This is a genomic window from Deltaproteobacteria bacterium (genome assembly GCA_016874775.1).
GTDB lineage: Bacteria > Desulfobacterota > Binatia > Bin18 > Bin18 > VGTJ01.
This window is the reverse complement of record VGTJ01000051.1, coordinates 1-13,793: the sequence shown is the minus strand read 5'-3', so window position 1 is coordinate 13,793 and position 13,793 is coordinate 1. Positions and strand designations below refer to the sequence as shown.

Annotated in this window: 11 protein-coding genes; 5 read left to right on the top strand and 6 right to left on the bottom strand. The window is 53.5% G+C overall.

The genetic code is table 11. The annotated features are described in order from the left end of the window. Positions 1–27: 27 nt before the first annotated feature. A complete protein-coding gene (locus FJ147_10800; GenBank protein MBM4256376.1) occupies positions 28–498 on the bottom strand; it encodes a hypothetical protein in 471 nt (156 codons plus the stop codon). On the opposite strand from FJ147_10800, the gene FJ147_10795 reads away from it, so the two are divergent. From FJ147_10795 to FJ147_10785, 3 genes are all read left to right on the top strand, one after another. Further along, positions 497–2,887 carry an aminotransferase class I/II-fold pyridoxal phosphate-dependent enzyme gene (locus FJ147_10795; protein MBM4256375.1) on the top strand — a complete coding sequence of 797 codons (2,391 nt, stop codon included), beginning with the start codon at positions 497–499 and terminating at the stop codon, positions 2,885–2,887. The two genes, FJ147_10800 and FJ147_10795, sit on opposite strands and share 2 nt — an antisense overlap. Next, positions 2,868–3,836 carry a threonine dehydratase gene (locus FJ147_10790; GenBank protein ID MBM4256374.1) on the top strand — a complete coding sequence of 323 codons (969 nt, stop codon included), beginning with the start codon at positions 2,868–2,870 and terminating at the stop codon, positions 3,834–3,836. Before FJ147_10795 ends, FJ147_10790 begins: the two co-directional genes overlap by 20 nt. A gap of 69 nt (positions 3,837–3,905) precedes the next feature. Then, positions 3,906–4,484 (top strand): Uma2 family endonuclease, encoded by a 579-nt coding sequence (locus FJ147_10785; GenBank protein ID MBM4256373.1) that lies wholly within the window; start codon positions 3,906–3,908, stop codon positions 4,482–4,484. Between the two features lie 28 nt (positions 4,485–4,512). Here FJ147_10785 and FJ147_10780 read toward each other — a convergent pair whose 3' ends face one another. Both FJ147_10780 and FJ147_10775 read right to left on the bottom strand, forming a co-directional pair. Beyond that, entirely contained in the window at positions 4,513–5,730 is a 1,218-nt protein-coding gene (locus tag FJ147_10780) for a CoA transferase (protein MBM4256372.1), read from the bottom strand. Positions 5,731–5,805: 75 nt separating this feature from the next. Next, the gene (locus tag FJ147_10775; protein MBM4256371.1) at positions 5,806–7,125 is read right to left on the bottom strand and encodes a CoA transferase; all 1,320 of its coding nucleotides are present in this window, start codon (positions 7,123–7,125) and stop codon (positions 5,806–5,808) included. Between the two features lie 3 nt (positions 7,126–7,128). On the opposite strand from FJ147_10775, the gene FJ147_10770 reads away from it, so the two are divergent. Further along, positions 7,129–7,890: an enoyl-CoA hydratase/isomerase family protein gene (locus FJ147_10770; GenBank protein ID MBM4256370.1), complete on the top strand. Its 762-nt coding sequence runs from the start codon at positions 7,129–7,131 to the stop codon at positions 7,888–7,890. Positions 7,891–7,911: 21 nt separating this feature from the next. On the opposite strand, the gene FJ147_10765 is transcribed toward FJ147_10770, so the two are convergent. Next, complete coding sequence (locus tag FJ147_10765) at positions 7,912–8,478, bottom strand: ankryin (protein ID MBM4256369.1); 567 nt, start codon at positions 8,476–8,478, stop codon at positions 7,912–7,914. Further along, complete coding sequence (locus FJ147_10760) at positions 8,478–9,509, bottom strand: ankyrin repeat domain-containing protein (GenBank protein ID MBM4256368.1); 1,032 nt, start codon at positions 9,507–9,509, stop codon at positions 8,478–8,480. The genes FJ147_10765 and FJ147_10760 overlap by 1 nt, the downstream gene beginning before the upstream one ends. Before the next feature lie 438 nt (positions 9,510–9,947). Here FJ147_10760 and FJ147_10755 point away from each other — a divergent pair, with 438 nt between their 5' ends. Further along, positions 9,948–11,642, top strand: coding sequence for an N-formylglutamate amidohydrolase (locus tag FJ147_10755; GenBank protein MBM4256367.1), 1,695 nt, complete (start codon positions 9,948–9,950; stop codon positions 11,640–11,642). Here the strand turns inward: FJ147_10755 and FJ147_10750 are convergent. After that, a complete protein-coding gene (locus FJ147_10750) occupies positions 11,639–13,537 on the bottom strand; it encodes a GHKL domain-containing protein (GenBank protein ID MBM4256366.1) in 1,899 nt (632 codons plus the stop codon). The genes FJ147_10755 and FJ147_10750 overlap by 4 nt on opposite strands. Between the last annotated feature and the right edge of the window lie 256 nt (positions 13,538–13,793).

The following is a 13,793-nucleotide window of genomic DNA, read 5'->3' as shown; positions in this document are numbered from 1 at the left end:
CGCCGGTGGCCTATCGCCTTTCTATTCTTACTTCGTCGGACTCTCCGGCTTCTTCAACCCCAATCGCTCGTAATACTTCGCTGGAATCTTGCTGCGATCCTTATAAATAATGAACGAGCAATGTTCTTTGCCAAGTACTGCTGCAGGCTCCACCACCACAAACGGCGCACCGTTTTTCTCGATATCGATCATTTCCATTGGCGGCTCATGCGCGCAATAGACCGGGAAATTGGCGCGATTGTACGTTTGCCGTTGTGGCTTCTCGACCGTGTAGAATCCGTTTGGACCTTCGTACTTCCCTTCCAACACCAGGCGCCCACCACTGCCACATGGCCGCATCTGAATAACCACCTTCTCTTCGTCTTCTTCGATGTGCATCGGCATCAAGTGACCATGTAATCCCGCGACAAACATCTTGATCCGCTGCGGCAACGCTTCAGGACCTTGCGGAAGCTTTTCGATATTCGGCAGCCACCAGGCTTTCACCCCTTCGATCATGATCTGTTCCAGCACCTCGTCACCGAACCGTTTACCAACCTCGCTGAGTGTCGCCGTGGTCCAGTTGCGATACAGATCATGCATGCTGAGAAATTCGTTATACATGCGTTGGGCAAGCTTTTTTGCCTTCTCTTTATCGCCAGATTCGATCGCTTCGATCACTCGATCAACTGTGCGTTTCTCCATCTCTTCAACTTCCGCCCGGGTAAACATGGGATTTTCCATGCCGCATTCTCCTTTGTTTTCACAAGGTCATTGGCGCGAACTATCGCACATCACAACTCCATTGCAAACCCCTAGATGCTCCTCTAAATCTAAAGTTTCCCAGCAAGGAGTATCGATGAACGTTGCACACGCGACCGTCAGTAGCGGGCGACACTTTGCGCGTACTGCGCACATGAAACTCTCGCCGATCAAAGAGATCGAATTGGCCGCCAGCCGTATCCCAGGAGTCGTCTCGCTGGCGCAAGGAATTCCGAGTTTCGACACGCCAGAGCCGATCAAAGCCTTCGTCCAGCAAAAGATCGCTGAAGGCGCATGTGCAAAATACTCTCTCACACCAGGGTTACCGCAGTTACGCGAATTGATCGCAGAATCACTGCTCCGCGATGGCATGCACTACGACCCAGACGATGAAATCATTATCACTTGTGGTTCTATCGAAGGGATCGCCTCAACGTTGCTCACCCTTACGCAGCCAGGCGATGAAGTGATTCTCCCAACACCAAGCTATGCCTCGTACCAGGAAGTCGTCCGCATGGCCGGATGTACCCCACGCTTCGCCGCACTCCATGAAGAAGACAACTTCGCCTTTGACATTGAGGCATTTGAGGAGTGCATCTCTTCCCGCACGCGAGCCATTTTGTATTGCAACCCGAACAACCCAACTGGCGCGGTCTTCTCTCGCGAGGAGACCCTCAAGCTGGTTGCACTCGCTGAACGCCACGACCTCTTTTTGATCATTGATGAGGCCTATAAAGACTTCAGCTTCAGTAAAGAAGCCTACTTCTCTCCAGCACAGCTCGCTGCCGTGCGTTCACGTATCGTGCGGGTATACACCTTTTCTAAAGCCTATGGCATGACTGGTTGGCGCGTTGGCTATCTGCACTCGGACGCAGAGAATGTGCGTGAGATCTTGAAGATTCACGATGCGTTAGTCACCTGTGCACCGGTCGTGTCGCAATATGCTGCCATCGCGGCACTCGAACAGGGCGAGCCCCACATTGCTGCGTTTCGGCAGGCTTTCAAAGAGCGACGCGATCGCACCGTCGAGCACCTCGACCGACTGTCACACATTTTTGATTATCAAAAGCCGGAAGGTGCCTACTTCGTCTTTCCTCGCGTGAAAGATACCGTACGTTGGGCGCGGGACTCGCGCCGCCTCACGTTAGATATTCTTGAACAGGCAAAGGTCGCGTTAGTGTCGGGCATCGCCTTCGGCCCAAGTGGAGAATCGCATCTGCGTCTTAACTTTGGTCGGGAGATGTCAGATATTGATCTCGCTTTTGAACGGCTGGAGGAGTACTTCCATGTCCGATCAATCGCTTCGAGCACTGCAGCGATTGTCCCCGCAACCCAGCAAACGCTTGACCGACAACAGAAGCGTCCTCGCTATCGTTTTCGCCACCTCGCTGTCCCTTATCTGCAAAGCTTGGCGCGCATATTTCTTCGTCGTACCCGCCCAAAGATCATTGCCATTGCCGGTAGTCGAGGGAAAACGGTGATGAAGCGTATCCTTGGCGAGTTACTCGAACGTCGCTACCGAGTGCGCACCAACCCTCGATCGTACAACACAGAAATTGGCCTACCACTCGCGGTCCTCGATCTGGAAATTGACACGCACAGCACCTGGACGATTCTCCATACGCTTACGCGTGCAGCATGGACAGCGTTCTTTTCTTCCGAAAAGCCGGAAATCCTCATCCTGGAACTGGGAGTCCGCCAACCTGGAGATATGCATCAACTGCTCCACACGGTACGACCAGACATCGCGGTTCTGACCAATCTCACCCCTAGTTATTCCAACGACACCGCGTTTCTGCAAACCTTGCAAGATGAGATTCGCGTTCTCTGTCGTGAGGTCGGAGCGCATTGCCATTTCCTCGTCGATGGCGATGATCCGTTGCTTAAAGAAGTCATTCCGGTATTACCAACACCGCCCGTCCTCTTGCAGCGAGACCAGTGGTCAGAGAACGGGCACGGACGCAGGCTACAGAGTAGTAGCCAGGATTATCACGTCACACGCGAGGTCGTGGGTGAAAGCGAGCGCGTCTCAATTCAGGCGGCAGTCCTCTTAGCTGAGCGATGGACCACACTGACACGAGACGATATTACTCAGTTTCTCATTGATGAAGAAGGAAAGGAGCCGCATGCGTCCCCCCACATATGACGATATTCTTAACGCGCGTGTACCCGTAAGTCGCGTGCTGCCACGCACGCCCACCTACCCTTCCCCTGGACTATCCGTGCTTGTCGGTTGTGAATTGTTCATCAAGCACGAGAATCATTTACCAACGGCATCATTCAAAGTTCGCGGCGGAGTGAACTTTATTTCGTCGTTATCTCCAGAAGAACGACAACGCGGCGTCATCACCGCCACCCGTGGGAACCACGGATTATCGATTGCGTATGCCGCTCAGCTGTTTGGCGCTGAAGCCGTGTTAGTCGTTCCCAAAGGCAACAATCCCGAAAAGAACGTGGGCATGCGCGCATTGGGAGCTGAAGTCATCGAGCACGGCAAAGACTTCGATGAGGCACGTGATCATGTGGCAACGCTTGTTGCCGCACATGGCTATCGCTTCCTCCATTCAGCCGATCCGTCGTTGCTTGCCGGAGTCGGCACGTACGCATTGGAACTGTTCGCTGATGTTGGGAATCTCGATGCCGTCATAGTCCCGATTGGTTTAGGGTCTGGGATTTGTGGAGTCTCACTTGTTCGTGAACGCATTAGCCCCAAGACTCGTGTGATCGGGGTACAAGCAGAACGCGCACCGTCTGTCTATTTGTCATGGAAAGAGAAACGGATTGTGACGACGGAAAGCGCCGACACGTTTGCCGACGGTTTAGCAACACGCGTTCCAGCCGAAATCACGCAGGAAATCATTAATCGTTTAGTCGACGATATTGCCTTGGTCAGTGAGGACGAGATTGCCGCGGCGATTCGGTGGCTCTTGTTTCATACGCACAACTTAGCAGAAGGAGCCGGAGCGGCTGCGCTTGCGGCGGCGGTCAAACTCCGGTTGCAACTCGCTGGGCAACGCGTGGCCATTATCTTGAGCGGCGGTAATTTGGACACTGCTACGTTGCGGCGAGTATTGCAGGGACAAGCAGGGCTGTAGCTGGCCTCTCTTCTCTTGAGTTCCCCACCCAAGGAGCGCATAATTTTCGCAAGTACAGCCCAAGGAAATATGGCAATGGCACTTGTGGCAACCACGTCTCCGTACGTCCACCAATATTCACTTGAGGAATTTTGCTCTCTCGATGACCCACGTGGCGGCGGTCACTACGAACTGATTGCTGGAGTACTCTACATGGTTCCACCACCTGATGGACCGCATACAACTGCGGTGTCTCGACTCAATCGCCGCTTTGCCTCTTATTTGGACGCTCATCCTCATCTAGGAGAACTTTTTTTCCCTCGTACCGCAATCTGGAGTTCGCCTAACACGTATCTTGAACCCGATCTCATGTTTGTTAGTGCTGAGCATCTCAAAACCATGGACCCAGGCCATCTCACGACCGCCGACCTCGTTGTCGAGGTACTTTCTCCCAGTACTGCAATGTACGACCGTACCACCAAGGCCGACCCCTATGCAGCACTAAAGGTAGGGGAGTTGTGGCTTATTGACCCTGTGACAAAGACTATTGAACAGCGGGTTCTCGGACCTACAGGCTGGAATCAGCCGCAGGTCCATGGGGTCGGTGACACTGTTCAGGCAGCCCGATTAGTAGGCTTTATGTGCGAAGTGCAAGCAGTTTTCGCTTGATTGTTATGCTCTCTGCTCTTTCTACCTGCTATTCCAACGCTCCCGCCGCCACCAACTCCGTAATCTTGTCTTCATTGTAACCAAGAATCTGCTCAAGCACGTACTGGTTGTCGCGTCCGATCGTCGGGGCGCAACGTTTGACCTCCGCTGGCGTGCGGGACATGCGAATGCGTGAACCTTCGATGGTCGTGGTTCCGTATGTCGGATGCTCAAGCTGGAGGAAATGATTGCGATGAGCGAGTTGCTGATCTTTGAAGGCTTCGTGCATCGAGCTGACCGCACCAGCCGACACCCCGCGTGCTTGTAGCATTGCCTCGACACGATAGGGGTCGTACTGCTTGGTCCACTCACCGATGATGGCGTCGAGTTCATCTTGATGTTGCAGTCGTGCCTCACGCGTGGCAAACCGTGCGTCGCGGACGAGATCGGTTCGTTGCATCACTTCACATAACGTCTGCCATTGTTCTTCAGTCTTCACAGTAATTGTCACCCAACGATCGGCTCCTTCGGCTGGATAGACGCCGTGCGGGGCATAATAGAGATCACGATTACCCATTGCTTCTTGGACATGGCCATTCACAGTGTAATCGAGCACTGCCGGGCTTAAGAAATGTAATGTCGCCTCAGCTTGTGATTGGTCGATGTACTGCCCTTGGCCAGTACGACGTCGATGATCCAACGCTGCCAAAATCGAAATCGCGGTAAAGCGTGGAGCAACATAGTCCGTGTACGCACTAAACGGTCCAGCCGGGATGCGATCTGGCCAGCCTGTGAGATTGAAGAAACCCGTAAGTGCAGCGGCAAGGTTACCGAAGCCGGCAAACTTCGCCATTGGTCCGGTCTGCCCCATCAGACAGGAACTAATCATGATGATGTCAGGCTTAATCTTCCTGAGAGACTCGTAATCTAGTCCCCAAGCTTTCATTGCCTTTGGAGAAAAAGACTCCGTGACGACATCCGCCCAACGAACAAGGTCGCGCACCACGTCACGCCCAGTTTCATTATTCAAATCCAGCGCGAGTCCGAGTTTCCCTGCATTAAGATTTTGGAACAACGCGGAGCTATCAGGACCCGCTTTGCGATTATGGAACGGCTGCAGCATACGAGCAGTGTCGATCTTCTGCGCAGACTCAACACGGACAACCGTAGCGCCATAGTCGGTCAGGGGTCGTATCCCTGCTGGTCCGGCCATGACCCACATCAGATCGAGAATCTTTACGCCTTCCAGTGGCAGACTGTTTGCCATGATGTCACTCCTTGTTTCTTCTCTTGAGTCTATGGGTTCGCTCTCTTGTCCTGGGGAGGGCCAAAGTGAAGATTTCTAGATCACTCCCTTACTCTGCAGCTCGGCTAATTCCGTTTCCGACATCCCTAACTCATCAACATACACTTCCCGATTATGCTCTCCAATCAACGGCGGGCGGCGAGTGTAAGTGATCGGTGTCTCACTAAACTTCACAAATGGTCCAGGGTAACGGAACGACTTGCCCAGTTCGGGATGATGGAGTTCCTGCCAGTACTGTCGGGCAGCGAGTTGCGGGCTACTGACAACTTCATCAATCCGAGTAATCGGAGCCATGACGAGGCCGCGGTCAAGCGCGCCTTGGAGCAGCTCGGCTTTAGTTTTCGTTTTGGTAAACTCTTCGACAATGAGCTTGAGACGTTCGTATTCTTCAAACCCCTTGCCACTAAACAGGACACCACCAAAGCCGACCCAATCGGTGCTACAGGTCGCTTCGTCGCACAGCCCTTCCTCATAGATCCAGTCCATCAGTCGTTTGGTAAAATGGGCAAAGGCGGTACCAAACAGAAAGGTAATTGCGACATATCCATCTTTCGCTGGCCAGATGAGACGAATCTTCATTGGTCCAATCTTCACACCGCCGCCCATGCGCTGAATTTCCGCTTCCCCTAATGGCGCCGCTAAAATCATCGCTTGCGTGGCCTGGGCAACTGCCTGCTGTGCCGACACATCAATGTATTGCCCTTTGCCCGAACGCTGACGTTCATGGTTGGCCAGTAGTGCTCCCATGACTCCTTCGACACAGGCGTGGAGATACGCTTGCGGCACGCTAATCCGCACCGGCGGACGATCATCGTCTCCGGTCAGTATCAATGGTCCACCTGCGGCAAGAATCACTAAATCGCTATCTTCATAACTAGCTTTTGGCCCATCCTGACCAAAGGCAGAAATCGCTACATAAATCAGCCCAGGGTTAATTGCTGCCAACTCCTGGTAACTCAACCCCAGCTTGGCCATTGTTCCTGGGTTATCAGATTCGATGAGAATATCAGCTTTCGTCGCTAGCCGTTTCAAGAGCGCTTGACCTTCACTCTTTGTCACATCCAGCGTCACACCGCGTTTGTTGCGGTTATAGGCCCACCAATAGAGCGAGCCATGCGGGTCCGGTTTATCTTGATAAAATGGTGGCAAGCGACGAGCCGACGAGCCACCGGGAGGTTCAATCTTGATGACATCAGCACCAAGATCGCCGAGAATCTGGCCACATAGCAGGCCACGCTCAGTTGTCAGATCAAGCACTCGATATGGACTCAGCACGAATGACCTCCGTACGACATAAATCAGTTTGCATTTCTTACACGTTTCGGCATACACTTCGCAACAGCAAAGGAGGGACATGTTATGCCACGACTTGAAGAATACGCCAATAAGTACCAAGACATGCGGATGCAACGGCGCAACGGCATCTTGGAAGTCACCTTTCAGACCAAAGGCGGACCGCTGCAGTGGAATGAAAGTATCCATCGCGAACTTGCCTATGCGTGTACCGATATTGGCGCCGACCCAGAGAACAAGGTCGTTATCTTCACCGGCACTGGCGATACCTTCTGTGCGGAGATCGACTTTTCTGGTTTCGCAGGGCTAGGAACTCCGCGTGGATGGGACAAGATCTACTGGGAAGGCAAACGCCTGTTGATGAATCTGCTTGATATCGAAGTACCGATGATCGCTGCCGTCAATGGTCCGGCGTTGGTTCATGCCGAGATAGCCGTGCTCTGCGACATTGTCATTGCCTCTGACAACGCCACTTTCCAAGATGCCCCACATTTTCCTAATGGTACGGTTCCAGGCGATGGCGTGCATCTTGTGTGGCCGCTCTTACTCGGTGCGAATCGCGGTCGCTATTTCTTACTGACGGGACAAAAACTTTCCGCTCAGGAAGCCCTGCAATTAGGCGTGGTCAACGAAGTCGTCCCACGCGCACAATTGTTATCCCGTGCGTGGGCTTTAGCAGAGCAGTTGATTAAACAGCCGCCCCTCACTCTTCGTTATGCTCGCGTGGCGATGGTGCAACAACTGAAACGCATGATGCTCGACAACTTGGGCTATGGCCTCGCGCTCGAAGGGCTCGCGGCCATTGATCGGACAAGCGGACAGCAATGAGCAGTTCCTTGTTCAACTTCATCACTTTTGGACCGCACTGGCGTTCTTTAGCAAAGACTGCAGTGCGGCGTTCCCCAATTGCTTCGCAACTATGAGGGCAGTGCGCTCTTGTGTATCGGCAACACTGGGATTCGCTCCGGCATCGAGCAGCAGTTTCACAACGGTAGGATGCTCATTCTCAACGGCGGCGATGAGCGGCGTGCGCCCAACCTCATCCTGGACGTTTATCGAGACACCTATGGCCAGTAACGCCTGGACGATCGGGACGTATCCTTTTTCAGCCGCGAGCAGCAGTGGCGTCCGCCGGAGCGAGTCTTGCGCATTGACGGCTGCACCATAGGCCAGCAAAAGGACAGCAACTTCGCCGTGTCCGACGAGTAACGCATCAATGAGCGCACAGCGCCCACGCCAATCCTGCGTATTGATCGAGGCACCCTTGTGTAAAAGTATCTCAACGATAACCGGTTTCCCGCTGCAAGCCGCCATCATCAACGCGGTACGGCCAAAGCGATTCCGCGCACTCACCACCGCCCCTTTTTCCAACAGGACGTCGACGGCTTCTTTGTGCCCTCCAACTGCAGCAAGCATTAACGCCGTGCACCGTTCACGCTTTTCGCGTTGACTGTCGCTTTCGCTTCTAAGAGACGACGTACCACCTCGCTATGCCCTTTGTCCGCCGCAGCAAGTAACGGCGTATACCCACGATGATCAGCCATATCTGGCAAGGCGTGGTGAGCAAGGAGGAGTTGAACGATCCCACTATTGCCAACTTCTGCGGCTCTCCCTAACGGAGTATAACCACGTGAATCCTGCGCGTTGACTGGTACTTCGTTCTGAAGGAAGCGTGTCACAGCTTCTGTATCCCCGCGTTCGATTGCTTCGATGAAAGCTGAGTATTCTTGTGGCGTTGGCAAATTTTCGGGTGCTTCAGGAGCACGGCCAGCCTGACCATTGGTCATACTCTCGGGAACAATGCCTTGCGTTAAGGCTAATTGCGCTGTCTCGTGAGGCACGGGGGAGTCGCCATCAGCTTGAACAGCGGATGAATCGGTCGTGTTTTTTCGTCTATCTTCCGGTTTTCCTACAGACGGCACGCCGTTTTTTTGCCCTGCTAACGACGGAAAAGAACGTTTGATCTCGGCGGCTCGTACGCGAATGTGGGGATTTGCGTGTTGTTCAGCTTTATCGAGGAATGGACTACATTCCTCGGGAAAAGCACGCTCAGAGAACAACAACTGATCAACCAGCGCCAATCCCCACCCCTGAATTTCCGCATCTTCATCGGTTAAGAATTCCTCCACCCAGACCAAAGCTCGATTGTCGGCGATAAAACGTAAGAGTTCGACTGCTGCTCGTCGCATGTCAAGGTTCGCGTTCGAGCGATACACATCGTAACAATACTGGGTCGCGGTCCACGAGTGCAAAATGTGCAGTACACTCCGCACTAATTCACGGCCCGGACGATACGCCAGATAATGGTCCACCGCAGCTCGCAGTTGTTCTGGCCCGATGATGACATCAAGAGCACGACGGGCAGGATCATCGCCCCCACTTTCACCAGAGGAACGCAGAGTACCAAGTTGTTGCGCTAACGCCTGCCAATCGATCGAATTCTTCATAATCCACAGGAAGAGGATACTGCGACCATGTCGCTCTGTCGCCCAAGATACAAGGGTCTGTGAAAAATGATAAGAGACTTTTCAACTATTGCCAAAACCATCAGGCAACCAGGCATGAGGGCAAATATCGGCGAATGCCCACATTGTTTAGCGCCTCCCCGAGTAGCGCACGTACCCGTGACAAAGGCCACCTCTCGTCGCTGAGAGATGGTTGGTGAATTGCTCAGCAACCGTTTCACCAGGCATCCTCGCGCCTCGATCAGCCCAACACGACCCGGACCCTGGCTCTCTTTCTCGACTTTCTGTTGCTCACCTTAGAGCTTATCAAGGGGATGAACGGTGGGGTTCCGAAAGCTTACGAGGGTGACTCTCCTGCGCCTGGTTTCCCTGCCCTTCCCTGCCGCTGTGCAACTTCGTGAAACTCGCTATACTAGCAGTGTGGATTTTACCTTTGAGTCACAACTGCCATCATGGATGACGTTCATTTCCGGGGGGATGCCGATTCTCTTTGTTGCTCCCCACGGCGGTCGTCGCCCACCAGAAGCCCCGATTCTAGACAGCATCAAAGTTAACGACCTCCACACCGCTGACCTGACCGCTACCCTTGCCCAGCTCACTGGAGGTTATGCTCTGATCAATCACGAGCGCGATCGCAATGAACTCGATTTAAACCGCGTTAGCCAGGTACGAAAGGAAGCCATCTGGTTTCTCGAAGCGCTCAATGAACTGCTCGTAACCTTGGTTGCCCACCACGGTGAGGCACGGGTGTTCTTCATGCATGGCTGGAATGTTGTTCAACCGGTGTGTGACCTCGGCCTCGGTCTCAAGCAGCGAGGTAATACCGTCGTACCCGCAAGTAAGTTTGCTGCCCCCACCTTGAGTGCGCAGTTCTTTACTGAAGCAGTCTTACCTTTTCGCGACGCTGCCGTCATACGAGGGATCGATGTCGCCATCGGCCGACGCTATCCAGCGGCGGACAAGAACAATGTCATGCAACTCTTTAGTAAGCGCTTTGCCGATGACTGCTCGCCTGTGATCCAAACACTGGCACAGCTTTCTATGGATGGCAAAGTCAATGCCGTGCAATGTGAACTCGGAGTCGGCCTGCGGTGGCCAGGACCAGAGCGCGATGCCTTTATCGAGATCTTTTGCCAGACGCTCGGACAGACACAACCACAAACTCAAGTGTCCAGCCTGGAGTTCTCCTCCCTGACTGTACCACGGCGGACCCATCCAACTGCGCATCTCAACGGTGCCCCCCTTCCACTGCGTCTTGCTTCAGAAGCCGTGCGGCTTGGGTTGCATTTTCATGATCCCACGAGTGGGCTAGGGTTACTGGGCGGCATAGAATGTGACCCAGCAGAATCGACGCACTCAGGTCGCCTTATGATGTTCCTCGGTGGCACTGAGATGGTGTTGTTTACCGGCGAAGATGATAGTGCCACTGATCCGAGTCGCGTGCATGTCGGTGGGCTGACCTGGCAAACGCAACCCACAGGATTTGCGATTTCGTACCGTGGCACAGTAATGCGCTTCTCTCATCCACAAGCCTTCATCCGCCTAGAGGACGGGCTCGCTGCGTCGTGGGTTGAACCAGCGGAGATGAAGCTCACCTTAACATTGCCCGTGCCTTTACCCTCACCACCGGTGCCACTGTATCTCGCCCACCTTCGTGGGGAGGTGAACTTACGTGATCGTCGCTATGTCCTTGATGCCTGGGGTTTCCTTGACTCGCTCAAGCCGGAAGAAACTGGACGGTTGATGCCACGTCGCTTGTTGTCGCTGCCATTTGGTCCAGATTTAGGAGTGTTTCTCTATTGGGTCGAAACACTCGACGGTCCCCGGTCGGCTGGAGTGATCTATCATCATGGAGAACCGCACGCGTTGCAGCCAGAAGATTGGCAACTACACTATACGTTACATGAAGGGCGCCCTCGTGCGTTTCGGGTCGCGCTGACTCCGCCAACACCGTTGACCTTACATTGTGACGGCGAGACATTGACACACATTCCGATTGTCCGCCATGCCCCGCAGGGGAATGCACTCGATGTGACATTTGGTCTTTCCCGAGCCCTCTGGCAAGGACGCGAGGCGCTGGGCATTTACGAGTTTTCCGAGCGCCGGAAGGATTAAGCCGCTCGTTGGTCGGTCTGTTCGTCATGTGCAAACGGTGAGTACAAAGTGTCAGGCACAGGCCGCCGATCAGCGACGCGGCGCCGCGGGAGCCAGATACTAACCGTACTCCCCTTTCCCACTTCGGATTCAACACGGAGCGTGCCGCCAAAGAAGCGACTGATGATGTCACGAGAGATGGGAAGCCCGAGACCAGTGCCTTCACCAACAGCCTTGGTAGAAAACAATTCTTCGAAGATTTTTTCGAGACTCTCCGCAGGAATGCCACATCCCTGATCGAGTACGTGGATCTCAAGGTTGCTCCCCTCCTCGCTCACCACGACTCGAATCTCGCCTTCGCTCTTACCAGCGTCCTTATAAGCATCGATAGCATTATTGATGAGATTGGCGAGGACCTGTCCAAGTTTTCCGGGATCACCATACATGGTCGGCTCAGTTGCCGTGCACGCGACGGCAATTTTGCAGCTCGACATGCGGACACGATGGGATAGCAAAGTTACCGTATCTTCAATCGTCTGTACGACAGAAAATGTACGTTCTTGTCCTTGTTGAAGGTCACGGGTGTGGAGTTTCAAACTACGAATATGGGCCGACGCTTTTTCCACCCATTGTTGCGTTGCCTGAACAGTCTCGCGCATTTCTGCAGCGATCTCATGGTGATCTCCAGAAGTGACATCCTGATCGCCGATCGAGTTCTCATATTCACGGATGAGTTCATCGAGTGACATTAATGAATTGAGTGACGCGCCAAGGGGCGTATTCATTTCGTGGGCAATCCCCGCAGTGAGACGCCCGAGTGCTGCCATCTTTTCCGCACGGACCAGATTTTCTTGGCTGTGCTCGAGGTCACGATACGCTTGTTCGAGCTTGTGCAGCGACTGCTGCAGCTCGGTATTCGTGTGGGCCAACTCCTGGGTCCGTTCAGCAACTTTCCGCTCCAGTCCAGCATTCAGCTCGCTGATTTCTTCGTATGACAACGCATTGGAAACCGAGAGCGCACTTTGGTTCGCTAAGGTGAAAAGAAAATCGCGATCGTCGGCTGAGAAGAACTGTCCTGATTCCTTCTGGCCTAAGGCGAGGACGCCTAACACCTCCCCTTTCAGATTGAGAGGGACAAGTAACTGCGCATTGAGAGCAACAAAGATCTCTGCTTCCTCATGCTGCGAGCCTAATTCCCCTTCATCACTAAGCGCGTCGTATTGCGAAAACGCTCGCTCGCGCTGCTGCTGTAGCCGTTGCATAAAAGGGTGGTCCACCGCAAAGGCGGACTCGTTGTCGTTGTGCGGGTACACGGTCACATACTGTTGTCGGTTCCGGTTGAGCAAAACCACGCCACCGTGAATGATCCCCATTGTTTCACGAATGGTGTTCCACACCAGCAAGAGAATTTCGTCGAGTCGTAACGTCGAAGCCAGTTCTTCACTCGTTGTTTCGAGCACTTTTTTCGGATCATAGCTGAGGCGAAAAAACAAACGATCGACGACCCGTTGGACGCGGTCCTTGAGCGGATTCAGCAAGAGCACCGCAGCCAAAGTAAAGAGCAAAGAGAACACCGGAGACTGCGCTACATCTGTGGTGTGGAGAGTCAAGTTCAAAGTGGATACGAACACAACGTATGACAGCGTAAGCACAGCAGTGAGGGTGAGGTAGTACGCACCACGTTTTAATAGCGCATCGATTTCAAACAGGTCGTGCTTCACAATGGCATAGCCAAGACTTAAGGGAAAAATAAACATGGTAAAAACTGAGTAATTGACCGCGACCTCACCACCTCTGAAACTCGACACTAATGCAAGGCCTGCAGGCACAGCAAAGGCGCCGAGAAAACCGAGAAAAATGACGCGAATACGTTGCCGAGTCAGATGCGAAGCCGTCGTCCAATACTGCCAGAACATATTCACGAGGAAGGGTAAACCAGAAAGGCCAGCATACGACTCGCACAGGCTGTGAATCCAGGAATAGATAGTCGGCTGATAGAGAAAGACTTCATAGGCGACGCTAAGGCGGTGGCAGGAAACAACTTACCGCAATAGTGATTGACCGGAGTGGAGAGCCTCTGCACAAGAGCAGGGATGAGAGACGAGACCATTGTGTGCTGGCTTCGGTCTAAGTATCGAAGTCTGGTCGAAGAGCTGGATGAACGCGGGCGAC

What these genes read in the sequence shown, in the direction of transcription:
- FJ147_10795 (MBM4256375.1), top strand. Translation starts at nt 497, where the DNA reads ATGATCTGTTCCAGCACCTCGTCACCGAACCGTTTACCAACCTCGCTG.
- FJ147_10800 (MBM4256376.1), bottom strand. Translation starts at nt 498, where the DNA reads ATGATCGAAGGGGTGAAAGCCTGGTGGCTGCCGAATATCGAAAAGCTT.
- FJ147_10790 (MBM4256374.1), top strand. Translation starts at nt 2,868, where the DNA reads ATGCGTCCCCCCACATATGACGATATTCTTAACGCGCGTGTACCCGTA.
- FJ147_10785 (MBM4256373.1), top strand. Translation starts at nt 3,906, where the DNA reads ATGGCAATGGCACTTGTGGCAACCACGTCTCCGTACGTCCACCAATAT.
- FJ147_10780 (MBM4256372.1), bottom strand. Translation starts at nt 5,730, where the DNA reads ATGGCAAACAGTCTGCCACTGGAAGGCGTAAAGATTCTCGATCTGATG.
- FJ147_10775 (MBM4256371.1), bottom strand. Translation starts at nt 7,125, where the DNA reads ATGTCCCTCCTTTGCTGTTGCGAAGTGTATGCCGAAACGTGTAAGAAA.
- FJ147_10770 (MBM4256370.1), top strand. Translation starts at nt 7,129, where the DNA reads ATGCCACGACTTGAAGAATACGCCAATAAGTACCAAGACATGCGGATG.
- FJ147_10765 (MBM4256369.1), bottom strand. Translation starts at nt 8,478, where the DNA reads ATGCTTGCTGCAGTTGGAGGGCACAAAGAAGCCGTCGACGTCCTGTTG.
- FJ147_10760 (MBM4256368.1), bottom strand. Translation starts at nt 9,509, where the DNA reads ATGAAGAATTCGATCGATTGGCAGGCGTTAGCGCAACAACTTGGTACT.
- FJ147_10750 (MBM4256366.1), bottom strand. Translation starts at nt 13,537, where the DNA reads ATGTTCTGGCAGTATTGGACGACGGCTTCGCATCTGACTCGGCAACGT.